This window comes from Cohnella panacarvi Gsoil 349, from assembly GCF_000515335.1.
Classification (GTDB): domain Bacteria; phylum Bacillota; class Bacilli; order Paenibacillales; family Paenibacillaceae; genus Cohnella; species Cohnella panacarvi.
The window spans coordinates 1,569,452-1,592,173 of record NZ_KI911563.1 but is presented as its reverse complement, the minus strand read 5'-3'; the positions used below and the strand labels follow the sequence as shown (position 1 = coordinate 1,592,173).

At 54.5% G+C, this 22,722-nt stretch carries 25 protein-coding genes, 1 pseudogene and 1 other annotated feature; of the genes and pseudogenes, 16 read left to right on the top strand and 10 right to left on the bottom strand.

Annotated elements, in window-relative coordinates; translation table 11 throughout:
* Positions 1 to 47 precede the first annotated feature (47 nt).
* The 7 genes and pseudogenes from COHPA_RS0107700 (at position 48) to COHPA_RS25065 (ending at position 6,886) form a co-directional block, all read left to right on the top strand.
* Positions 48 to 1,475: an ABC transporter substrate-binding protein gene (locus COHPA_RS0107700; RefSeq protein ID WP_027085616.1), complete on the top strand. Its 1,428-nt coding sequence runs from the start codon at positions 48 to 50 to the stop codon at positions 1,473 to 1,475.
* Between the two features lie 58 nt (positions 1,476 to 1,533).
* The gene (locus COHPA_RS0107695) at positions 1,534 to 2,433 is read left to right on the top strand and encodes a carbohydrate ABC transporter permease (RefSeq protein WP_035119396.1); all 900 of its coding nucleotides are present in this window, start codon (positions 1,534 to 1,536) and stop codon (positions 2,431 to 2,433) included.
* A gap of 21 nt (positions 2,434 to 2,454) precedes the next feature.
* On the top strand, positions 2,455 to 3,285 hold the full coding sequence (locus COHPA_RS0107690) for a carbohydrate ABC transporter permease (RefSeq protein WP_035120333.1): 831 nt from the start codon (positions 2,455 to 2,457) through the stop codon (positions 3,283 to 3,285).
* Positions 3,286 to 3,300: 15 nt separating this feature from the next.
* Positions 3,301 to 4,023 (top strand): annotated as a pseudogene (locus COHPA_RS0107685) (mannonate dehydratase); the annotation flags it as partial.
* Positions 4,024 to 4,081: 58 nt separating this feature from the next.
* A complete protein-coding gene (locus COHPA_RS0107680) occupies positions 4,082 to 4,927 on the top strand; it encodes an SDR family oxidoreductase (RefSeq protein WP_027085612.1) in 846 nt (281 codons plus the stop codon).
* A 94-nt stretch (positions 4,928 to 5,021) separates the two neighbouring features.
* Positions 5,022 to 5,927, top strand: a complete 906-nt coding sequence (gene lipA, locus COHPA_RS0107675) for a lipoyl synthase (protein ID WP_027085611.1) — start codon at positions 5,022 to 5,024, stop codon at positions 5,925 to 5,927.
* Positions 5,928 to 5,932: 5 nt separating this feature from the next.
* Positions 5,933 to 6,886, top strand: a complete 954-nt coding sequence (locus COHPA_RS25065; protein WP_084760972.1) for a YutD family protein — start codon at positions 5,933 to 5,935, stop codon at positions 6,884 to 6,886.
* 67 nt (positions 6,887 to 6,953) lie between these two features.
* Here COHPA_RS25065 and COHPA_RS0107665 read toward each other — a convergent pair whose 3' ends face one another.
* Positions 6,954 to 7,748 (bottom strand): NAD kinase, encoded by a 795-nt coding sequence (locus tag COHPA_RS0107665; RefSeq protein ID WP_027085609.1) that lies wholly within the window; start codon positions 7,746 to 7,748, stop codon positions 6,954 to 6,956.
* Positions 7,749 to 7,830: 82 nt separating this feature from the next.
* Positions 7,831 to 8,925, bottom strand: a complete 1,095-nt coding sequence (locus COHPA_RS0107660; protein ID WP_027085608.1) for a nucleoside recognition domain-containing protein — start codon at positions 8,923 to 8,925, stop codon at positions 7,831 to 7,833.
* 462 nt (positions 8,926 to 9,387) lie between these two features.
* Between COHPA_RS0107660 and COHPA_RS0107655 the strand changes: the two genes are divergently transcribed.
* Together COHPA_RS0107655 and COHPA_RS0107650 are read left to right on the top strand one after the other, a co-directional pair.
* Positions 9,388 to 9,771, top strand: a complete 384-nt coding sequence (locus tag COHPA_RS0107655) for a globin domain-containing protein (protein ID WP_027085607.1) — start codon at positions 9,388 to 9,390, stop codon at positions 9,769 to 9,771.
* Between the two features lie 18 nt (positions 9,772 to 9,789).
* A complete protein-coding gene (locus COHPA_RS0107650) occupies positions 9,790 to 10,488 on the top strand; it encodes a DUF2225 domain-containing protein (protein WP_027085606.1) in 699 nt (232 codons plus the stop codon).
* Here the strand turns inward: COHPA_RS0107650 and COHPA_RS0107645 are convergent.
* A complete protein-coding gene (locus COHPA_RS0107645) occupies positions 10,485 to 10,718 on the bottom strand; it encodes a hypothetical protein (RefSeq protein ID WP_027085605.1) in 234 nt (77 codons plus the stop codon). The genes COHPA_RS0107650 and COHPA_RS0107645 overlap by 4 nt on opposite strands.
* Before the next feature lie 75 nt (positions 10,719 to 10,793).
* Here COHPA_RS0107645 and COHPA_RS0107640 point away from each other — a divergent pair, with 75 nt between their 5' ends.
* Complete coding sequence (locus tag COHPA_RS0107640) at positions 10,794 to 12,569, top strand: M3 family oligoendopeptidase (RefSeq protein WP_027085604.1); 1,776 nt, start codon at positions 10,794 to 10,796, stop codon at positions 12,567 to 12,569.
* A 175-nt stretch (positions 12,570 to 12,744) separates the two neighbouring features.
* Here COHPA_RS0107640 and COHPA_RS23160 read toward each other — a convergent pair whose 3' ends face one another.
* Positions 12,745 to 13,650, bottom strand: a complete 906-nt coding sequence (locus tag COHPA_RS23160; protein ID WP_245590334.1) for a transposase — start codon at positions 13,648 to 13,650, stop codon at positions 12,745 to 12,747.
* Positions 13,651 to 14,039: 389 nt separating this feature from the next.
* Between COHPA_RS23160 and COHPA_RS0107630 the strand changes: the two genes are divergently transcribed.
* Positions 14,040 to 14,435, top strand: coding sequence for a hypothetical protein (locus COHPA_RS0107630; RefSeq protein ID WP_027085602.1), 396 nt, complete (start codon positions 14,040 to 14,042; stop codon positions 14,433 to 14,435).
* 84 nt (positions 14,436 to 14,519) lie between these two features.
* On the opposite strand, the gene COHPA_RS0107625 is transcribed toward COHPA_RS0107630, so the two are convergent.
* Both COHPA_RS0107625 and COHPA_RS0107620 read right to left on the bottom strand, forming a co-directional pair.
* Complete coding sequence (locus COHPA_RS0107625; RefSeq protein ID WP_027085601.1) at positions 14,520 to 15,371, bottom strand: TIGR03943 family putative permease subunit; 852 nt, start codon at positions 15,369 to 15,371, stop codon at positions 14,520 to 14,522.
* 15 nt (positions 15,372 to 15,386) lie between these two features.
* A complete protein-coding gene (locus COHPA_RS0107620; RefSeq protein WP_027085600.1) occupies positions 15,387 to 16,313 on the bottom strand; it encodes a permease in 927 nt (308 codons plus the stop codon).
* Positions 16,314 to 16,441: 128 nt separating this feature from the next.
* Positions 16,442 to 16,681: a binding site (T-box leader), on the top strand.
* A gap of 44 nt (positions 16,682 to 16,725) precedes the next feature.
* On the opposite strand from COHPA_RS0107620, the gene trpS reads away from it, so the two are divergent.
* Positions 16,726 to 17,733: a tryptophan--tRNA ligase gene (trpS, locus tag COHPA_RS0107615; RefSeq protein WP_027085599.1), complete on the top strand. Its 1,008-nt coding sequence runs from the start codon at positions 16,726 to 16,728 to the stop codon at positions 17,731 to 17,733.
* On the opposite strand, the gene COHPA_RS0107610 is transcribed toward trpS, so the two are convergent.
* Positions 17,730 to 17,912 (bottom strand): DUF5325 family protein, encoded by a 183-nt coding sequence (locus COHPA_RS0107610; RefSeq protein WP_027085598.1) that lies wholly within the window; start codon positions 17,910 to 17,912, stop codon positions 17,730 to 17,732. The two genes, trpS and COHPA_RS0107610, sit on opposite strands and share 4 nt — an antisense overlap.
* Positions 17,913 to 18,005: 93 nt before the next feature.
* On the opposite strand from COHPA_RS0107610, the gene COHPA_RS0107605 reads away from it, so the two are divergent.
* Complete coding sequence (locus COHPA_RS0107605; RefSeq protein ID WP_027085597.1) at positions 18,006 to 18,221, top strand: alpha/beta-type small acid-soluble spore protein; 216 nt, start codon at positions 18,006 to 18,008, stop codon at positions 18,219 to 18,221.
* A gap of 122 nt (positions 18,222 to 18,343) precedes the next feature.
* On the opposite strand, the gene COHPA_RS0107600 is transcribed toward COHPA_RS0107605, so the two are convergent.
* Complete coding sequence (locus COHPA_RS0107600; RefSeq protein ID WP_027085596.1) at positions 18,344 to 19,327, bottom strand: metal-dependent hydrolase; 984 nt, start codon at positions 19,325 to 19,327, stop codon at positions 18,344 to 18,346.
* An 86-nt stretch (positions 19,328 to 19,413) separates the two neighbouring features.
* On the opposite strand from COHPA_RS0107600, the gene COHPA_RS0107595 reads away from it, so the two are divergent.
* Positions 19,414 to 19,701, top strand: coding sequence for a hypothetical protein (locus tag COHPA_RS0107595; RefSeq protein ID WP_035120318.1), 288 nt, complete (start codon positions 19,414 to 19,416; stop codon positions 19,699 to 19,701).
* Here the strand turns inward: COHPA_RS0107595 and gerQ are convergent.
* Positions 19,691 to 20,170 (bottom strand): spore coat protein GerQ, encoded by a 480-nt coding sequence (gerQ, locus tag COHPA_RS23155; RefSeq protein WP_027085594.1) that lies wholly within the window; start codon positions 20,168 to 20,170, stop codon positions 19,691 to 19,693. The two genes, COHPA_RS0107595 and gerQ, sit on opposite strands and share 11 nt — an antisense overlap.
* 208 nt (positions 20,171 to 20,378) lie before the next feature.
* On the opposite strand from gerQ, the gene cyoE reads away from it, so the two are divergent.
* Positions 20,379 to 21,269 carry a heme o synthase gene (cyoE, locus tag COHPA_RS0107585; protein WP_084760466.1) on the top strand — a complete coding sequence of 297 codons (891 nt, stop codon included), beginning with the start codon at positions 20,379 to 20,381 and terminating at the stop codon, positions 21,267 to 21,269.
* A 3-nt stretch (positions 21,270 to 21,272) separates the two neighbouring features.
* Positions 21,273 to 21,977, top strand: a complete 705-nt coding sequence (locus tag COHPA_RS0107580; protein ID WP_027085592.1) for an SCO family protein — start codon at positions 21,273 to 21,275, stop codon at positions 21,975 to 21,977.
* Between the two features lie 109 nt (positions 21,978 to 22,086).
* Here the strand turns inward: COHPA_RS0107580 and COHPA_RS0107575 are convergent, their stop codons facing one another.
* On the bottom strand, positions 22,087 to 22,449 hold the full coding sequence (locus tag COHPA_RS0107575) for a ribonuclease M5 (protein ID WP_027085591.1): 363 nt from the start codon (positions 22,447 to 22,449) through the stop codon (positions 22,087 to 22,089).
* Between the last annotated feature and the right edge of the window lie 273 nt (positions 22,450 to 22,722).

The following is a 22,722-nucleotide window of genomic DNA, read 5'->3' as shown; positions in this document are numbered from 1 at the left end:
GACTCTTATACTCAATTCAGAGTCAGCCACAAGGGAGGATATAAGAGATGAAGAAGTTATCCGCCGCGCTGTCCGCGGTTACGTTGTCGGCGTTATTGCTGTCCGCCTGCAGCGGCAACAATAACGGCGCGAACGAGCCGAGCGCAGCCGCGCCAAACGCCCAATCGAGCGACAAAGCCCCCGAGTCCGCTCCCGCGGACAAAGGACCGAAGACCAAGCTCGTCTTCTGGACCTTCGACCGGCACGACAACGAGTACATTAAAGAACGGGTAGACAACTACAACAAGACGAACCAAGACAATATCGAAGTCGAAGTAACGGCGATGACGGAAAACTACGTACAGTCGGTAGACATCGCGTTCGCGAGCAAGCAAGCGCCCGACATCCTGCGCCCGAACCAAGACACGACGATTCCTTTCGTGAAGAAGGGATACCTCGAGCCGCTGGACGGCTATCTGACCGAGGAAATGAAGACGAAATTCGGCCCTACGATTCAAGATCAAGCGAACCAATTCGACGGCAAAATTTATACGCTGCCGAACTTCGGCTACACGCTGCGGCTAGTCTACAATAAGGACCTCTTCGCCAAAGCGGGGATCGCGAATCCGCCGACGACGCTCGCGGAGATGGTCGATGCCGCGAAGAAAATTACCGAAGCAGGCAAAGCCGACGGCCAATACGGTTTCGCTCTAAACTTCAAAGCTCCGAAGAGCGCGCTTGACCGTTCGGCGAGGGAAATTCTCCAGCTTAGCGGTATCGACGGCTTCGGCTACGACATTAGAACCGGCAAATTCGACTTCAGCGGCTTTAAGCCCGTCATCGATGCGTTCAAGCAAATGAGAGACGACGGCAGCATGCTTCCAGGCGTCGAATCGCTCGATATCGACCCGCTGCGCGCTCAATTCGCGCAAGGGAAGATCGGCATGTACTTGTCCTACTCCGCCGAACCGGGCGTCTATCAGAACCAATTCCCGACCGAGATCAATTGGGGCGCCGCGCAAGCGCCGTCGATCGACGGGAATATCAAGGGAGCCGCAGGCTTCGCGAACTCGGGACAATGGCTCGCGATCTCCAGCCAATCCGAGAAGAAAGACGCGGCATGGAAGTTCTTGACCTACATGTACAGCGACGAGCTTCTGAAGGATTACCACGAGAAGGGCTACGGGCTCTCGGCGGTTCCGTCCATCGCGGCGCAAGCGAACACGCCGGCCATCAATGGCGTCGAAGGCTTCCTGCTTACGCAGTACGACGCATTATGGCCGCTGCCGCCGACCGTGACGGTGCAAGGCTTGAACTACGGGGATGCGTTCTTCAAATACGTGTTAAGCGGAGGCTCGCTCGACGATATCGTCGCCGACTTGAATAAGCGTTATAACGAAGCGTTGGATAAAGCGGTTGCCGCGGGCGAGACGAAAGCGGTCGTTGATCCTGGCTTCGATCCGGCGAAGCTGCAAGGCACGATGCTTACGAAATAAGAAGATGCGGGGGCACGGAGTCTAACAACTTCCGTGCCCTCCTCCTTAAGAGGTGATCATGCGTATGAAGTGGAGAGTCCATGTCGAGAATTACGGCTTCCTGCTGCCGAGCTTCCTTCTGACCGCGGTGCTGGGCATTTACCCGATTTTCTGGGCGATGCGCTACATGTTCTACGACTACAAAGGCTACGGAGATATGATCTATATCGGCTTCGACAATTTTACCCGGTTATGGGGGGACGAATTGTTCTGGGAAGCCGTTCGGAATACGATCGTCTACGCAGGCGGGAAGATCGCGATCACGATTCCGCTTTCGTTAATTATAGCGGTCATTCTTGACCGGGGCTTGAAGGGCAGGAACTTTCTCAGAGCGCTTTATTTTATGCCCACGGTCATCAGTACCGCGGTCATCGCCGTCGTATTCTTTATTATTTTCAATTCGTACAACGGCTTATTGAACCAGTTCCTCCTTAAGAACCGCTTGATATCGGGAGCCATCGACTGGCTGGGGCCGGATTATGCGATGCTGACCGTCATTATCCTGGCCGTATGGGGCGCGATCGGGAACTATATGCTGCTGTTTCTGGCGGGGCTGCAAAGCATTCCCGGAGATTTATACGAGAGCGCCGAGATCGATGGAGCGAGCGCGATTCAGAAGTTTTGGAAAATTACGGTGCCTATGCTGGGACCGGTCATGCAGATGATTATTATGCTGGCGATAACTGTCTCGCTCAAAGGCTACGAGAGCATCATGGTTCTTACGGAAGGCGGGCCGGTCGGCAAGACGGAGGTCATGTACCTGTACGTGTACAAACTGCTGTTCCCAGTATCGACGGGATCCGCCATGATCCAAGAGATCGGTTACGGCAGCGCGGTCGGATTCGCTACGGCGATCATCGTCGGCGTCATAACCGGATTCTACTTCATGCTCTCCAGACGGCTGAATAAGATTTACTAGGAGGCGAGTCCGTTGAACGGGATGGGAAAATGGGTTTCGCGAGGTATTCTTTGGTTGTTTTTGTTGATCATCGCATTGTTCACCGTCTTCCCGGTGCTGATGACGATATTAGGCTCCTTCAAGTCGAACCTGGAGCTCGCTTCCGGAGCGACGATCTGGCCGAAGGAGTGGCATTTCTCGAACTACGCGGAAGCGTGGAAGCAAGCGAACTTCTCCACGTATACGTGGAACAGCCTGTTCGTGAGCGTGGCTTCGACCGTCGGTACGCTGATCGTCGCTTCGATGGCGGGGTACGTCGTGGACCGCAGGAATTTCATAGGCAAAAGGTTTTTCGTCGTCATGCAAGCTTCCACGATGTTCATCTCGATCGGAGCGGTCGTTCTTCGCCCGCAATTCGAGCTGATGGTCGATATCCGGTTGAATCAATCGTTGTGGGGCGTCGTGTTTATTCTGATCAGCGCGCATGCGACGACGTTTTTCATCCTGATGGGATTTTTCAAAGCGATTCCGCGGGACGTGGACGAGGCTGCGATGATCGACGGCTGCAGCTTCATGGGAATTTATTGGAGAATGATCCTGCCGCTGCTGAAGCCCGGTCTCGGGGTTACCGCGTTATTCGCGTTCCGGAACGCGTGGAACGAATATATTCTGCCGCTCGTCTTTACGATGAATACGCCGAAGCTGCAGACGTTAACGGTCGGGTTGACGAACTTGAGATACGGGAGCGGCGCGGCGATGCAGACGCATCTGATGATGGCTGGCGCGTGCTTGTCGATGCTGCCGATCCTTGTCGTCTATTTCTTCGCGAATCGTTCGTTTATGCAAGTTACGGCCGGGTCGGTCAAAGGGTAATAGGAGACTAAAGAGATGAGAATGGTGTTCCGTTGGTATGGAGAAGGCGACGATGCGTTTACTTTAAAGCAAATCAAGCAAATTCCGGGCGTTGAAGGCATCATATGGGCGCTGCACGACGTGCCCGCGGGCGAGGTATGGCCGATGGAGAGAATCCTCGCTTTCAAACGGTTATCCGACGAAACCGGCTTGCATCTGGAAGTGGTAGAATGCGTTAACGTCCATGACGATATCAAGATCGGCTTGCCGACACGAGACCTCTATATCGAGAATTACAAAAAGACGATGGCGAATCTCGCGACTGTCGGCGTCAAGACGATCTGCTACAACTTCACGCCGGTATTCGACTGGGCTCGCGGCGATCTGTGCAACTCTGAGGCCGCGAAGCCGGGTATGGAGCGGGAGCTTCTGGACCGTCTATCGGAACTGTTCGAGGCGTACAAAGACGTGACGGAGGAGAAGCTGCGCGATAATCTCCGGCACTTCTTGGAACATGTCGTTCCCGTCGCTGAGCAGTACGGCATTAAGATGGCGATCCAACCGGACAATCCGTCCGATTCGATCTGCAGCTTGCCGCGCATCGCGAAGAATCGCGACGACATTCGCCTCATCCTCGATTTCGTGGACAGCCCGTCCAACGGCGTGGCGTTGTGTAGCCGTTCGCTCGGGGCGACCCCGGAGATTGACATTACCGCGATGGTGCGTGAATTCGCAGGAAGAATTCCTCTTGCGCGCGTGGGGGCTGTGGGACTGTTGTGAACGGACGAAGACATAGAGGGCTAGAGGGGCTGAGAGTATGGGCGGAAAAGAGCATTTGCGGGGACGCGTAGCGGTTATCACCGGCGGCAGCGGCGTTCTCTGTTCGGAGATGGCCAAGGAGCTTGGCAGATACGGCATTAAAGTGGCGATACTGAACCGCAACGCGGAGAAGGGGGAGTCGCTAGCCGAAGAAATTTGGCATGCGGGAGGAGAGGCGATCGCGATCTCTTGTAACGTGCTGGACGTGGAAAGCGTGCGGGAAGCGGACGGGATCGTTACGCAGTTGCTCGGCCCATGCGATATTCTCATTAACGGAGCGGGTGGCAACCATCCGGACGGGATTACGACGAATGAGATTTTCCGGCTCGAAGATTTGCAGAATCCGGAAGTGAAGACGTTCTTCGATTTGACCGTGGACGGGTTCTCTTCCGTGCTTAACCTGAACTTCCTCGGCACGCTGAACCCGACGCAAGTATTCGCTAAACACATGGTGAATAAGACAGGCGCTACGGTCATCAACATCTCCTCGATGAGCGCGCCGAGCCCGATGACGAAGGTGCCCGCGTACAGCGCGGCCAAAGCAGCCATCAATAACTTTACGCAGTGGCTGGCCGTGCACATGGCTGAGGCGGGCATTCGGGTGAATGCGATCGCGCCGGGCTTTTTCCTGACGGAACAGAATCGCCGTTTGCTGACGAACGAAGACGGCTCTCTAACGGAACGTTCGGGCAAGATTATCGCCCATACGCCGATGAGGCGGTTCGGAAAGCCCGAGGATTTGCTCGGCACGCTTATGTGGCTCGTCGACGAAAGCGCTTCCGGCTTCGTTACCGGCGTGACCGTGCCGGTGGACGGCGGATTCATGGCATATTCCGGGGTTTGACGCGGAGCTTGACTCTTTCTCCCTCTTGAATATCTTCATTGGCATAAAGCGTTACACTACATTATAATAAGGGGGACAGAAAGAGGGGACCGAAATGACGACAAGCGCGAAGCCGCCCAAGCCGGAGTGGCTGAAGATCAGGCTGACGACCGGAGAGCCATACCAAGAAATCAAGCAGATGATGCGGACGAAGACGCTGCACACGGTGTGCGAGGAAGCGCGCTGTCCGAACATATACGAATGCTGGGCTAACCGCACGGCGACATTCATGATCCTCGGGGATATATGCACGAGAGCCTGCCGGTTCTGCGCGGTGAAGACCGGATTGCCGACGGAACTCGATTTGCAGGAGCCCGAGCGCGTAGCCGACGCGGCAGTGCAGATGGGCTTGCAGCATTGCGTCGTGACATCGGTCGCGCGCGACGATCTGAAGGACGGCGGGGCATCGATATTCGCCGAGACGATTAAAGCGATCCGTCGCAAGCTGCCGCTGTGCAGCGTGGAAGTGTTGATTCCGGACTTCCTCGGCAACGAGGAGTCGCTCAAGATCGTCATGGACGCGAAGCCGGACATCCTGAACCACAACATCGAGACGGTCGAGCGCTTGTCGAATCGCGTGCGCGCGAAGGCGAAGTATCGCCGGTCGCTGGAGTTGCTCAGCCGCGCCAAAGCGATGCAGCCGCAAATCCCGACGAAGTCGAGCATTATGCTCGGGCTGGGCGAGACGCGCGAGGAAGTGCTGCAGGCGATGGACGATCTGCGCGCGGTGGCTTGCAACATTCTGACGTTAGGCCAATATTTGCAGCCATCCTCGAGCCATATCGATCTCGTACGCTACGTTCATCCGGACGAGTTCAAGCAGTTCAAGCAAGACGGGCTGTCGCGCGGATTCTCCCACGTGGAGTCGGCGCCGTTCGTTCGCAGCTCCTATCATGCGCACGAGCAGGTCAAGTCCGCGCAGGCAAGTACGACGGGTGTTCGGGAGGAGAGCCTAACGTGATCTTCATGGCTGGCGGCAACGCTTACTCGCTGCTTCACGAGAACAAGAGCGGATGGAATCCGGAAGTTTTCCGCGAACGGTACAGCGAAGTGCTGGAGCGCTTCGATTATATCGTAGGCGATTGGGGTTACAGTCAGTTGCGTCTTCGCGGCTTCTATAAGGACGGTCATCCGCGCGCGACGAAGGAATCGGTCATCTCGAGCTTGATCGATTACATTAACGAATATTGCAATTTCGGGTGTGCCTATTTCGTCTTGGCGAAGGTGGATAGCAAGACGTTGACTCCCGAGGAGCTTGCGCAGGGACAGCAGAACGCTGCAGATGCTGCAAGCGCAAGCGCCGCAGCCGGCGAAGCTGTCGAGCAGGCGGCCGAGACGGCGGCGACGCACAACGGTCCGCTGATGCGATGGCCGCTGAAGGAACGTTCGGGCGGCCCTGCCAGAGTGCCGAATGTAACCGTATCCGCGGTTGCGAGAGCGGCAGCCGAAAGCGCGGAACGGCGAAGAGAGAGCAACGCCGCGAATGCAGGCGGCTCTCAGCATCGTGGAGGCTCCCGGCAAGGCCAAGAAGGCGGCGGTTCATACAACCGGCACGGGAAACCGGGTCATGGTCAAGGCGGAGGAGAGCGTCGCCAAGGACAAGGCTCCGGCAACCAAAGCCATAACCAAGAACGCGGCGGACAAGGGCGCGGCGAGCATGGCCAGCATCGCGGGAACCAAGGCGGACCTCGCGGGCCTAGGCCTCAGCAGAACGCTGAAGGCGGCAACCGGCAAGCAGCCGAAGGACGGAACCATGGCGAGGCTGGCGGCGCGCATCCGAATGCGGAAGCGGCCCGCAACGGGAGCCGGTGGCCGGGCAAGAACCGCAGGCGCAAAAGCTTCGGCGGCAAGCAAGGCCCTAGACCGGAAGGCGCGCAACGCAACGAAGGCGGCGGCAACAATCCCCGCGCGAGCGAATAATAGAAATGAATAAAGCCTTTTCCCGAAGCCGATCTTCGGGAAAAGGCTTTTTTGGTCGTTCGAAGAATTAATCTTTCGAGCCGATGAAGGCCTCTCTGACGCGATTCCAGAACGGAAATGGCCGATAGCGGGCGAAAGCGACCTTCTGATCGGACACCCGGCACGTAATCGAGGTGACGCCTGACATCTGGACGGCCAGATGATCGATGGCGATGTGCAGCTCTTTGTCGGGATTCGGTACGATGTCGCAATGATGATGCTTCGGCAATATAACCGACGAGCCGAGCGTACGGTAAATCCGATTGTTGATCGAAGCGATTTCCGCGATTTGCAGCGCCTCGAGCGACGGATGAATGACGGCTCCGCCAAGACTTTTGTTGTAGCCGGTACTGCCCGAAGGGGTGGAGATGACGATGCCGTCGCCGCGGAACATCTCGAACGGCTCGTCGTTAATGAGCAGCGAGGCTACCAGCGTCCCGTCGACGCCCTTCAGCGTAAATTCGTTCAACGCCAAGTAAGACGAGCTGCCGGATTTCGTATTCACTTCGATATGTAATAGCGGATAGATCACGTTATGAGGCTTCGAGGCGGCCATTGCGCTCACGAGCTGTTCGATCTCGTCCTTCTTCCAATCGGCATAAAAACCGAGGTGGCCCGTATGAACACCGACGAAGGACACGCAGTCGAGCTGATCTTTATAACGGTGAAACGCCTGAAGCAGCGTGCCGTCTCCGCCGATCGAGACGACGATATCCGGCTTTTGTTCGTTATGCGTAAGTCCCTTGGTCGCTGCAAGCCCGTGAAGCTGTTCGGCTAACTGCCGAGAAAGCTGGTCTCCACGGTCCAATAATGCGTATTTCAAGCGGTGACGCTCCTTCCGGACAAGGTGGCTGTATTTGATAAGATCATAAACAATAACCGGAGGGAATACAATGCTTGCCTTCTCAATGGCACAACGGCCAAATCAAATAGACGATGAACATGGCGAGTAGCCCGTGCAGCAAGCGGAATCGCGCGAACGGCCAGTAGCGCCATGGCGTGCGGCTCATCAGACCGGCTACCTGCGCATGCACGGATAACCCGGCCCAAGAGAGCACGAACGCGGCTGCCGCCACGCGATGGACAAGCGGAAGCGTGACTCCGGCATCCCCGCTCATCGCCGCGGCTTTGGCTCCGATCGTCACCTCGAACGTTCCGTTAATAAGCGAAGGCGCGAGATGAGGCGACAAGCCGAACAAGTCGAGGAGACCCGCGATCGCATGGTGGAACAGGATAAGCGATCCGCTGTCGACGAGCAGCGTCATGGCGGCCGAGAAAAACACGACCAATCCTCCGACGATCATCATGAGAACCAAGGAAGATTGCAACGATTGCTGCAACAGAATGGCGAAGGGACGTCCGTCCGCAAGTCTCGCTTGGTGCATGGCGGCCAATGCGCTGCGGATTCTGCTGCCTTGGGCAGGACCGGGAGGATGGCCCGTCTTGCTTTCGTTCTTATCGACGCGATATCGGGATATAATGCCTAACGCCAAGGCGCCGCCGTAGTGGGCGATCGCAAGCACAAGCGCAGGCTCCGTATTGCCGAAAAAGCCGATGCATACCGCGCCGATCAGGAAGATCGGGTCGGACGTCGTCGTCATGGCGACGAGCCGTTCGCCTTGATCGCGGTTAATCATCGACTGTTCCATTAAACGCGAAGTTAAACGGGCGCCGACGGGATATCCGGACACGAACCCCATCGCGACCACGAAGCCGCCGACGCCGGGCAGCCGGAATAACGGGCGCATGAGGGGGTCCAGCAGCTTTCCGGCGAAGTGAACGATGCCAAAGCCGAGCATGATTTCCGAAAGCACGAAAAAAGGAAAGAGGGCCGGAAACAGTACATCCCACCATACCGAAACGCCGCGCAAGGAGGCTTCAAGCGCTTTGCCGGGCATTCCGAACGCCAGCCCTCCGAGCAGGAGAGCGATCCCGCCGATTCCGAGCATGCCTGCAAAAGAGCTTATTCGGGTCTCGTTCCGTTCAACGAGGCGGTCCATCCGCAATGTTGTTCCCTCCAATGGGCAATGACTCTCTTGTCCCATTTATATGAGCCTGGTTGGACAATGTTTCCCGCGATCGAAGGGCATTTAGGATTGTAACCGCTTGCAAAAAAAGATGGCGTTCTAAACGAAATATGGTACAATCAAATTAGATATTCACGCATATAACCCGTTGCATCCAATCTGCTTCTTAATGGAGTGATGAATATGGCCGGCGTAGTCGCAGGATTAATTGTATGCGCTTTCGTATATGTCATCCGTGAATCATTGATGAGACCCGAAGAAGAAGTTTGAAAACCATACGCAACGGCTCGTGCCGCTTAGATCGTCCGAACTCGGATGATCTTTTTTATTTTTCAAGAGGCAAAATGTGACTTTGGTGGTATAATAGGCTTGATCCATTAGCCATGATGATTAGGTCCAGCATCCTAATAGCATCCGCGCGACAGGAGGGACGATTTGTCTAGTTACGCAACGATATATGAAGCCATTGGCGGAGCGCCGATGGTACGCGAGATCGTAGAGAGATTTTATCCTAAAGTACAACGAGACCCGTTGTTGTCTCCGCTATTTCCTTCCGACATTCGTCCGGTTATGGAAAAGCAATATATGTTTTTGAGCCAATTCTTCGGGGGACCTTCCCTTTATTCCGATGAATACGGGCATCCGATGATGAGAGCCCGCCATCTGCCGTTCCCGATTACGCCCGAGCGTGCCGAAGCCTGGTTATCTTGCATGACGGCCGCGCTTGCGGAAACCTCGATTCCGGAACAGCTGCAACGTCTTATGATCGAGAGGCTTTCGGGCCCCGCCCATCATTTCGTCAATACCGATCCATCTTAATCGAAAGGGGGAAGCTTCGTGGAACCGCTATTTCAAATCAAAGTGAAGTGCCACTGCTGCGAATCGAGCTTTCAAACCTCCCGCGTTCGTCCGAGCTTGAAGAGGGCCGTGCGGACCGACTCGGACTTTTGCTCGTACTTTAAAGAAGTGAATCCCGATTTCTATGTCGTGCGCGTATGTCCTTATTGCGGCTTCGCGTCTACGGAGAACTTTACGGAGCATCTCCCGGATAAATTAAGAAAAGCTTTCTTCGATCAAGTAGGCAGCAAATGGCAACATAAGGATTACGGAGGCGAGCGAACGGAAGAAGAGGCGATGGAGTGTTACAAGCTATCGTTGCTGTCCGCCCAGATTACCGGCGAGAAGGACCGTGTCGTCGCGGGGTTGCTCCACCACATTGCCTGGTTGTTCCGTTATAAAGGTGATATCGACCAGGAGAATAGATTTTTAGGCTACGCGCTTAACGCTTACATAAGCGTATTTCAGACCGAGCGCGAATCGCTCAGCAACGCAAGGCTAATGTTCCTGATCGGAGATTTGCACCGTCGCTTAGGCGATTTCAACGATGCCGTGAAGTGGTTCGGAAGAGTCATTCACGATCGCAGCATTACGGACGCCTCGATGATTCGGGCTTCCCGTGAGCAATGGCAGAACATCCGCGAGGAGATGACGGGGCGGGGCATGGAACTGCCCGAGGAAATGAAGCTAAGCGGTTAACGAATCTGGCGATTCGCAAGCAAATAGTCGGAATCCGCATCGATAATGCGAAGGCGGTTATGGCAGCAAGGAAAGACCAGCATGATTTTGCGCGCCCCGCCGTATAAGCTTTCGACGTCGGCGGGTTTAAGCGGGAGAATGACGTTCGCGGATTTGCAGAAGGGACATTCTTGCACGATGACGTCGTTGCCTGTAATATCGTAAGGCCAGCTGTTACGGAATGGGATCATGTAAGCCCCTCCTTTCTTGTACTAAGATAACATCACCGGGAAGCGGCGTGCAAATAGAAAGGAAGCGAACAAAAAATGAATATGAGATGGAACTTGGAGTCGCTGTTCGAGGGCGGCTCTTCTTCTCCGCGTTTTGCGGCATTCGTTCAACAGACGGAATCGCTTATTGCCGATTTGTTGAAGGACTTGCAAGATGCCGGGGATCAACTTGCGGGGGACGAGTTACTGACGGAGTGGACGGATCGGTTACAGCGAGGTTTGGCGCATTTGAGAGAAGCGGATGCGTTCGTGTCGTGTCTCGCCTCTCAGGAGATGAGCGACCGAAGGGCCGTGTCTTTGACGGAACGCATTCAATCGTTGTCGGCGAAGTTCAAGCAAGCGCAAGTCTTGTTCGAGTCGAAGCTGGCAGAGGTGCCGGAGGCCGAATGGGTGCGGTGGAGCGGAGATTCCGCGCGGGCAGCCGTCCAATTTCCTCTTAACGAGCTTCGCGAGGCGGCTAAGGAGAAGCTTCCTCCGGAGCTTGAGAGCGTAGCGAGCGAACTGGCCGTAGATGGCTATCACGGCTGGGGAGAACATTACAACACGATCGTAAGCCGTATCTCTATTCCTTGGAAGGAAGGGGACTCGGAAACCTCTTTGTCCGTCGGCCAAGCGGCGAACAAGCTGGATGACGCAAATTCGGAAGTTCGCGACTTGATGGCGGCCAAATGGGAACAGGCTTGGTCTGAGCAAGCGGATCTTTGCGCCGATACGTTAAACCGATTGGCCGGGTTCCGGCTGAAGCTTTACGGCATGCGCGGCTGGAACGATCCGTTGCGGGAACCGCTTAAGATGAACCGCATGAGCAAAGCGACGCTCGATGCGATGTGGGGAGCGGTAGCGGAGGGGATAGAGCCGCTTTCGAAATATTTGACGCTAAAGGCCCGCTATTTCGGCAAGTCGCAGCTGGCATGGCATGATGTCGATGCTCCGATCGCTTCGAGTCAAGCTAAAATTTCATTCGACGAAGCGTCACATATCATCACGGAAGCGTTCGAGCGTTTTTCTCCAGACCTGGCCAACCTCGCCAGGAAGGCTTTCGAAGATAACTGGATCGAAGCGGAAGACCGTTCGGGCAAAAGACCCGGCGGATTCTGCACGAGCTTTCCGATCAGCGAGCAAAGCCGAATTTTCATGACCTACTCAGGCACGCCCGGCAACGTCTCTACGTTGGCCCACGAGCTTGGGCATGCTTATCACGCTGCGCTCGTAGACGGACTTCCGCCGATGGCGCAAGAGTATGCGATGAACGTGGCCGAGACAGCATCTACGTTCGCTGAAGCTTTGGTGAGCGATGCGTTGCTGAGCAGAGCGGCGAGCGATCAGGAGAAGCTATCGTTATTGGACGATCGCCTGCAACGCGCCGTTGCGTTTTTCATGAATATTCGCGCGAGGTTCTTGTTCGAGACGCGGTTCTACGAGCGCCGAGCAGCGGGGATGGTCGAGACGGAGGAGCTTAACAAGCTCATGGTCGAGGCGCAGCAAGAAGCGTTCGGCCATTCGCTCAGCTCGTGGCATCCTCATTTTTGGGCGTCGAAGCTCCATTTTTACTTGACCGATGTGCCGTTCTATAACTTCCCCTACACGTTCGGTTACTTGTTCAGCACTGGCCTCGTCGCTATCGCGGAGCGGGAAGGCGATAGCTTCCGCTCGAAGTACGATCGGCTCTTGCGAGACACCGGTGTCATGACGGTAGAGCAACTAGCTTCTCGCCACCTGGGCGTTCAGGTGGATCAACCGGAATTCTGGCGCGACGCCGTGTCCAGGGTAGTCGAAGATGTAGAACGCTTTGCGGCTCTTTGTTCGAAGTAATGCCAGACCTTCCTCGATGATCGGGGGAGGTCTTTTTGATGTCCTTTACAAGGATATCCCCTTCGCTCAGGGAGTGATGGGTCGTAATCCCGATTTGCATCCTTTTACCGGTATCCCCCTCGCTCAGGGAGTGGATTGATCGAAGTTACAGGTGCTGCGCGAGTGACAAAGGACCTTATCCTGCTAGCATTGTTTCATGTTTCGTTGATCTGTTTGGTCTGGATGATCTTCGTTGATTGGAACCTGTGAGCGTGGGATAATCAATGGCTCTGCGTTGTACGCAATCTTTAAATATCTCATGATAGAGCACCGCTTTAGGCCTATTGCCGACGTAACAAAAATGATCCAAATACACCTGCAAATGCTTCAGACCGATGCCGCGAAACGTCCAAGCGATCCATGTCTCCGCGTCCCGGCAGATGCCAACCAATGTGTAGTTTACATTTTTGCCGTGCCGCTTCGTAAAGATGGCATGAGGAATAGACTCCGGAGAAACTACGCGGTTGATGAAAGGCGTCGGATCCGGCGATCCGTGTCTGTCAGTCCTTAGCGATCTCGGAGAGATTTGGATCTTGACATGTGTGGGCTCGCCGCGCTCGTTATCCATTGATCCGACCATCAGCGGTTGTTCGAATTCGATACAATTTCTGGGTGGGACGATTCGTCTGTACATCAACGCGTCGGATATTCGCACAATTCCGCTTAACAGCGTATCGGCGTCTGCTTTGCTCATCGCGTAACGCAGCTTGTGGCACATTAGCCAGGCGGTTTTATAGGTTACTTTAATGGCATCGGCTAATTGGACAGCGTTGATCCCGTTCCATCGCGTGTGAAGCAATATGGCTACAAACCAGGACCGAAGCGGCGTTCGCGAGTTGCGAAAAATGGTCTCGGAGATAAGGGAAGTTTGGGACTTGCATTTGCGGCATTCGTAGAGCGGCAGCTTGCGGGACCTGATGACATAGCATTGCGTATGTGAGCAGCTCGGACATAAGAAGCCATTGGGCCATTTCGCTGCATACAGTGCTTCTAAGCAGTCTTCTTCTGTTTTGAACAACTCATCGAATTCTTCTAGTGTCATTTCCAACAGTCTCACCCGCCTCTGAAATACGAACGTGTGTTCTACTAAATGTTAGCAAAAATAGATTGCTCCTGCAAGTTTTTTTTTAATTTAAACAGCGCCAACCTTCCTTATCCTGAGCGAAGGGGATACCGATTTAAGGGAGCAGGGCGATTGCTTCCTGAGCGAAGGGGATACCGGTGTAATGGAATAAAGGAGAGGGGGTGCCTGAGCGAAGGGGATACCGATGAAAGGCGTGCGGAAAAGAAAGCTGCGCCTCCGATCAACAGGAATTTACATTTCACAACTAAATTTTACAAAAAGATTGCAATTCTCAAATAATTCCACTACAATGGGTCTTGAGTCACTGAAAGGTAAATTTTTCATTTTAAGTACAAAGGAGGATATTAATGGATCAAACTTCACTGGTAAGGCAGGTCAATGTAGCTTTAGAGCAACTTGAGGCAGAACTTAAGGGACTAACTGCAGGGACAATCGTTCTTCAAATCCGTGATGATAAGGTTGGACGCTTCGGCATCCGGCATTTGCCGCTCGACTGCGGAAGTCGGCAACCGGACTTCGTGGGAGGGCTGACGCCAGCGCAAGTCAAACAATTGCGTCAGATGGCCGTGGACGCATTGCGTCATAAGCGGACCTGGACGCATGGCGAAATCGCTTACGATTTCGTATTAAGGCAAGGCCAAGTCTATGTAAGCGTTCAATTCGAGTCTAACTACAATATGGCCAACGTATTTTTCAGACCGCCTGTTAAACGAAGCGAACGCAAAGACGTTGCCAACGAATAACTGCCGGATCCATTACATAACCTATTTACAATAAACGGGGACTGCCCAGGAGCAATCCCCGTTTTCGTTTGTTTGCGAAGCCTTCTACTCCAGCTCGAAGTATACATCAGGGGATACGTAAGGGTTGTCGGGCGGCTGGATGTACCGGATGTCGTTCGCGACGAGCTGTATGGCTTCAATGCCGTTGTAAGAAGCAAGGGACAATGTACCGGTTACGGATACCCATTCATTCTCTTCAATCGAGTAAGCGTTATCGTCCTTAACGAGTATGCCGTAAGGATACGCATCAGCCGAGCAGCAGCTCATGGCGAAGCGCGTGACGCTGAATTGGCGGTTGTTCATCCCCCTCTCCCGGTATACGAAACCTTGTATTTGCACCGTACGTCCTATAAAAGCTTGTTTGTATAGATCAAGCGCCGTAAGCGTCTCGATAAAACGATCGTCCTGAACGCGAATCGGGTCTTGCTTCGACAGCTCTTGTCCATACTTGGCGAAGCTTCGGAGGAACGGATCGGAGGGAGATTCGGGCATGACGATCTGCCCAGCCTGGAATTGAACCCCCTTGGCGGCGGCCATCGCGCTTCCGAGCAAGCCGTTCGGGATGAGCAACGCCAAGGCGAGAGGCAGCACGAACCAGCCGTATAGCAGCAGACCGGTTCGCCAAGATGAGGGCATGTCGTGGGTATGATCGTCGCAGCAGTCGCGTGCGTGCGAGCGGTTGCCCGAGAGTGCTTGGAGGGTCCTGTATAGCTGATGAGCGGCGACGACGTACATGCCCAAGGCCGTGCACTTGACAAGCCATTGCATTCTGGCAGCGATATATAGATCCAGATTATCGGTTCGAACGAGATAGACGATGAAGAGAGCGAACGAAGCGAGTATGAACGAGCGAAGAAAATAATGGATAGTCTCGTGCAGGCGATATTTCAAGTTCAACGGGTCATTCCCTCCTCAAACCCATCCAAGTTCACCGAATAGAAACGAGCCGACAAATACTAATGCGAACAGGAGCAAGATGAAGGCCAGCACGAATTTGCGCCGAAAGACGGAAAGGAGCATGAGCGTGCTCTTCAAATCGACCATCGGCCCGAATACGAGGAACGCGAGCAACGCTGTCGGCGGGAACAAGGAGTTGAAGGATGCGGCGACGAAGGCGTCGGACGTCGAGCACAGCGACAGCAAGTAGGCCAACCCCATCATGAACAATTGAGAACCGAAATCGTGGTCGGCGACCGCAGCGATCGCTTGACGCGAAATGACCGTCTGCAACAGGGCCGTAAAGAACGCTCCGAACAACAAAAACTTGCCCATGTCGAAAAACTCCTCGGCAGCATGACCGGGCGTATGGGCGAGTTTGTGCATGAAACCGCTGCTGCCGACGGAGGCATGAAGGCGATTGTTACGGTGGTGCTGATGGTGGTGGTGAGACTCGGCTTTCATCGGATTTTTGGACATGAAAGAGTACAGCAACAAACCGAGCGCGAAGGAGACGAGGAAAGCCAAGTAAAACCTCGAGTAAGCCAGCTCGCGATTCGTGCGGAACGCGGCGAAGGTAGCGCTTACGACGACGGGATTCAAGATCGGTCCGGCGACGATATAGGTAAGACCGATATAGGCAGGAAGACCTTTGCGGATCAGTCTGCGGACGATCGGGATCATGCCGCACTCGCATAAGGGGAGCACGATGCCCAGCAGGCTGCCGAATAGTGCTCCGGTAATCGGATGCCTGGGAGTTAGCTTGCCAATTAGCCTGTCCGACACGAATGCCTGCAGGATCGCGGATACGAGCACGCCGATCAGCAGGAACGGCAATGCTTCGAGAATGATGCTGATGAAGATGATCTTGAACGTCTGCAGTTTATCGAAGTCCCAATGCACGTACTCACTTCCCGGGGCCTAATTGGATTATAAGAGCATATGCTTGGCCAGATTCGAATATGAACGGATTTGTCGGTGATGAGTTGACAATGGCAATGCTAAGCGTATAATAGGTAAAAACCTGACATCTAATGGCGTTGAAGGGAACAAGTACGTCTATGCGGAGCGCTCACAGAGAGCCGGTGGTTGCTGGAAACCGGTGCGCCCCTTGCGCGGAATGGATCCTGGAGCCGAGAGCGAAACGACGGTTGCGAGAGCACAACCGTTCCCATGCTCTCCGGTCGTTCTCCGATAACGGAACAGAAGGTTTTGCGGCTTGCGATGCGCAGAACGAATTAGGGTGGCACCACGGCTTTCTCGTCCCTTGCGGAGGAAGGCTTTTTTTATTTTCAAAAAAAGGGGTACGATTGAGATGTCCAAATTACGCGTTTTATCCGGTATTCAACCGAGCGGCAAGCTAACGCTAGGCAATTACATCGGGGCAATGAAAAACTTCGTTGCGCTGCAGCATGAACACGATTGCTTCTTCATGGTCGTCGACCTGCATGCGGTAACCGTCCCGCAGGAGCCTGCCGCGCTTCGCGAGCAGAGCGAGGCCGTCGCCGCGCTGTTCGTAGCCGCCGGCTTAGATCCTGCGCATGCGGCGATCTTCATGCAATCTCACGTGTCTGCGCATGCGGAGCTTGGCTGGCTCATGACGACGCTGTCCTATATGGGCGAGCTCGAGCGCATGACCCAATTCAAAGATAAGTCCGAGGGCAAGGAAGCCATCGGAGCAGGCCTATTCGTCTATCCGTCGCTTATGGCCGCGGACATTCTGCTGTACAATACGAATCTTGTACCGGTAGGAGACGACCAGAAGCAGCATCTCGAGCTGACTCGCGACTTGGCCGGCAGATTCAATTACCGGTTCGGCGAGACGTTCGTCATTCCCGAACCGTATATTCCTAAAGTCGGCGCGCGGATCATGTCTCTCGACGACGGAACGAAAAAAATGAGCAAAAGCAGCCCGAACGCCGGCAGCTATATCGCTCTACTCGACACGCCGGACGAAATTCGCAAAAAAATAGCCCGCGCCAAAACGGACACGGGTCGGGATATCGTATTCGACGCGCAAAACAAGCCGGAGATCAGCAACTTGATGAGCATCTACGCGCAATGCTCCGGGCAATCGCTGGAGCAAATCCAAGCCGCTTACGAGGGGCAAGGCTACGGCGCTTTCAAGAAAGACTTGGCGGAAGTCGTCGTTGGCGCGCTTGCTCCTCTGCAAGCGAAGTACAACGAAATCAGATCTTCCGGGGCGATCGGCGAAATTTTGCAGGCCGGCGCGGAGCGCGCGTCGGCCGTCGCGGAACAGACGCTGGCAAAGGTGAAGGAAGCGATGGGATTCCTGCCGCCGGTTCGCCGCCGCAAAGGCTAGTCCTTCGTTGCTCGCGATCGGCGCATCCTTGCTTTTAGGCTGAAGCCGTATCCGATGATCGCGAGCGCGATCAAGCCGAATAGCGCCGCGAGCCAACCGTTCTCGCTGATGGTGAATCCGGTAGCAAGCATGAACGCAACGGAAGTGCAGGCAAAAAATAGCGAAAGCGATTTACTCACAATGAAACAACTCCTTGAGCATATTTTTCTGTACATCTAGCATACTAACAAGGCAAGCTTGCAACCAATCATCAGCGAAAGGAGAATTCACTCATGGCAGGAAACCGAAGCAATCGGCTAATCGTTCCGCAAGCTAAAAATGCTCTGGAAAGCATGAAAACCGAGGCAGCGCAATCCCTCGGCGTAACGCTTCCGGCAGATGGCTATTACGGCAATGTAACATCCCGCGATGCAGGTTCTCTGGGTGGTTACATTACGAAGAAGCTTGTCCAAATCGCTGAGCAACAACTGTCCGGCGGCCAACGTTAACGAATACTCGTTACCCGCCGAAAGCCCGAGGCTTGCCTCGGGCTTTTCATATTGTGCGCTTCCGCGCGCGCGCAGTCAAGCGTATTTTGTACCTGAAGAAAGCGGAGGGGCTTCCTCCGCTTTCAGTACGAATTCATTCGCAAGCGCTTCTCGAGCCTCTCGTCGCTTAGCCAACCCACGAAAGACTGAAGGGGCGAGTAGGAGAAATCCATGAGCACGACGGCGACGAACGGATATTGTTTGCGATAGCGGTATCGAACGTCGACCCATCTGACTTCGTAACCCCACGATTGCCGCGTGACTTGGCCGCAGGGAAACGGAGTAACGCTGAGGAAGGCTTTAACGTCTTCATGTTCCTTAGAAGCGTCTAGCGCAGGGTGCACGTCGCATTTCATCGAATCCAGCCATTTCAGCTTGCCATGGTCCCATTCTCCGATATGGTACGTGCCGTCCTCCGACTGTTTGACGAGGTTCCAACGGTATAGCGAAACCGTAGGCATTAGCGTGTAGCGATCGTTGTTTTCCCTGCTCGAATCGATCGTCGGCATCCTGCGGGTCAAATTGAGGTGAACGAGCGTTCGCCAGATGTAGTAGACGGCGAGCATTCCGTACAATATCGGGAAAATAACGGTGGGAGAAGCGAATCCGGAAATCCACAGCAGTATTGCGAGCAAATGGGTGGAAAAAATAAACGGGTCGAAAATATGGATGATGTTCCATGCGACCCATTGTCGGCTTAGCGGCCTGAAAGCCTGCGTGCCGTAGGAATTGAACAAATCGATAAACACGTGAACAACGACCGACAAGAGCACCCAAAACCCGATATGCCACCAAGGAATGTCGCGGAAAATCAGGGAGACGCAAGCGGTAATGGCAGCCGCCCAGCCGACAATGGCTGGAAACGAGTGGGACAAGCCGCGATGGTTTTTGATATAATCGGCATTGCTCCTAAGGCGCAACAGGCTGTCCAAATCGGGGGCGTTAGACCCCGCCACCGTACCGAGCAATATGGCTACGGCCCCGTAATCGTACGAGGAAATGACGGGATCGACCATCGCCAAGCCGCCGAGTCCGAGCCCGAACACGAAATGGGTGCCGGTGTCCATGTCGAAGAGCCTCCTTCGTTATCGTTCGCTACTGATTCAGTATGGACGACTATCGGCGAAATTATAAAAACAAGGCAGGGAACAGCATGATCTTATTCTGCGAGTACGTCGTATTGCACGACTGTCGCGAAGCTTACTTAAAGTGGATGAATGAGCGGTTGAGCGAAGGATTGCCCATGCAGGCTCTGGAAAATACGGCCCAACCGGGCGTGTTCGTCGAAATCTGGCAAATCACGGACGCCGATCATGCCGCGCGAATCGAAAAGGAACGCCGCGAAGGGCGTTCCTGGGAGAAGATGACGCTATGGATTAAGGGCGGCGAAGCCGGGCTTCGCATCTGGACGTTCCGTCCCGTCGAAGCGGTTAACGGGTAGTCGTGCCGGTACCGAACGGCAACGTATAGTTAAGCGGCTCGTCGAACGTAATATAGTTGAGGTTGAGCGTAAGCAGCAAGTAACGTTTGCCCGTCGCGGGATCGCTGATAATAATATGGTCGCGTCCGGCCGCCTCGAGCACGCCTTTGAAAATTTTGGCGTTCCATTCGGAGTTGTTTTCGTACGTCATGTACAGCGTCGCTACCTTGCCCAAGTTCATGCGCAGAATGTTCTCGACGTACGACTCTTCAGGGACGAACGTACCGGGGAAAGCAGGTGCGCCCGGCGCGATCGGTATGCTTCCCGGGGGCAATGGGGCAGGCAGCGTAGTCGGCGTCTGGGTAGGCATCGGCATAGGCATAGGCATTGGCATATGCATCGGCATTTGCATCGTAGAAGGCATTTGAGCCGGCATCGGCATCATCCCCTGTTGTTGCGGTGCGGATGGCCATGGCGTTTTGTTAAACATGTGGTAAATCCTCCTTCAATTCATTAGGCACTTGTCGCATTACAGTGTATTGAGCTGCACGGCATTATGTGACTGGTAATCCGGCGTTTTCTAGGCGCGTTCGCACCTTGTTCACACCAGGTGGCGATTTCATGAACACGGGACGGCGAACATTGTCAATGCTTGAACATTTGCGGTATCATTGAACAGACAAAATGGCGTAAATGCATTGCCGCTCTGTTCGTCACAAAGGAGGAGCACCGTGCTTAAAGATCTCGTAGCCTTAACGAAACCGAGAATCATCCGATTGAATTTGATCGCGGGATTCGGCGGTTTCTGGGTTGCTTCAAAATGGCATATCGATGGCTGGCTACTCGTATGGATGCTGCTCGGCTCCGCGCTTACGATGGCTTCCTCGTGCGTGTTCAACAATTACTTGGACCGCGATTTCGACACGAAGATGGCCCGTACCCGCAACCGCGCGCTTCCGCAAGGCCGAATGAGCCCGGGAGCGGTGCTGGCCTACGCCATCGCGCTAGGAATAGCGGGTTTGGCCGTTCTGTTCTCGCTCGTTGACCCGCTCACGGGATGGCTGGGATTGCTCGGCATGTTCGTGTACGTCGTCGTTTACACGATGTGGCTCAAACGAAACTCCACCTGGAGTACATCGATCGGAGGGATATCCGGAGCGATGCCGCCGGTTATCGGCTACTGCGCCGTAACCACGGAGGTGGATGCGGGCGCTTGGATTTTATTCGCGCTGTTATTCCTATGGCAACCGGCGCATTTCTGGTCGCTCGCCATTCGCCGCATGGAGGAATACCGGGCGGCGGGGTTCCCGCTCTTGCCCGTGGTGAAAGGCGTAACGCGGACGAAATGGCAAATGCTCCCGTACATTCTCTTGCTTATTCCGGCATCGATCCTTATGTACACCTACGATTACGTAGGCGTCTATTTCCTCGTTTTGTCGCTAGTCATCGTCGTCATTTGGTTCATTCATGCGGTGTCCGGTTTCCGCGCCAAGGATGACGACAAGTGGGCCAGGACGGACTTCATCATTTCGATCAATTATTTGATGATCATGTTTTTCGTCATGATTCTCGACACGAATGGAGTGTAACGAATGGAGCAGGAACGAAACGATAATCAGACTACGAACGATCAGGTTGAAGTCGCGCCGAATAAGCAGGATCGCACTTTGTTGCAACGCTATACTTTTCCGCTCATTATGCTTGTGATCTGCTTGGCGTTAGGCGGCTATCTGTTGTACAGCCAGAACGAAACGAATAACAATGCCAACGAGCTGCCCGTCCGGGAAGGCGGAACCGATTTCTCGTTCACCGACACGGACGGCAACGAGGTTACGCTGCAGAACACGAACGGCAAAGTGCGGCTGCTGTACTTCTTCTTCGCCAGCTGCCCGGACGTGTGCCCGCCGACGACGGCGATCCTGTCCCAAGTCCAGGACGAGTTGAAAGAAGAGGGGCTGTTCGGGGACAAGGTGCAGATGCTGTCGGTATCGATCGATCCTACGCACGATACGACCGAAGTGCTTAAAGATTACGCGGATACGTTCGACGCGGATATGACGGGATGGAAGTTCCTGCGCGGAGACGAGAAGGAGACCGCCGCGATCGCCGAAAAATTCGGCGTCATGGTCTACAAGGACGAGAAGGGCAATTTCAGCCATTCCAACGTCGTCGTCTTGTTGGACGAGAACGGCAAAATCCGGGATTGGATTTCCGGCATGGACTATATCGATGTCGATTTGGGAGACAAGAAGCTGCAACCGGCGGAAATGGTCACCCAAATTAAAAAGGTGCTCTAACCGGCGCGAGCAAAGGGACGAGTCAGCGTAATTGCTGTCTTCGTCCCTTTGCTTTACAACGATATCCCTTTCGCTCAGGATCATTGGAGAGGCATGCGACTCCGTGCATTTATTCCTTCGGCCAAGCCGTGAGCGGCGGATCGGGGTAAATAATATACGACTCCAGACCGGCTTTTTCGAGCTGTTGGATCAAATACTCCTCCGGAGTTCCTTCCACCCCGTTATACCCGCGGCGCGTATAGAGATGTTCGGCATCCGGGAACACGTCGCGAAGGACGCCTCGGATGCGTTTGCCCGAAGCGTCGGGATCGGTAAACAAGAAGACTTGACGGTCTCCGACCGCCTTGCGAAGCGATTCGATACGTTCCGTATTAAGGGTGCCGAAAGTGCACAGGATCGGAATCTCGGCGGAGAGCACGCGGGATAAACGGGAACGGTCGTTTTTTCCTTCGACGATAATCGCAGCGTCCATTGGCGAGAGCCTCCGTTTCGGGAATGGATGGATGGAATGGAACGGGCAATGATTCTCTCCATTGTACCACGGGGCGTATCCGCATATGTATCTAACCAAGGCAAAGGGCCGCGGCGCGGCCCCCTTGAGCGTCGTTCCTTAAGTCCTTGACTAGTCAAGAGCGGTTAATATCCTGCTCTAAGGACGATGACGAGAAGAATGAACAGGACGAGAACGATCGTGGTGTTGGCACCGATAACAGTGGACATGCGCGTTCACCCCTCTTCGGCAAGC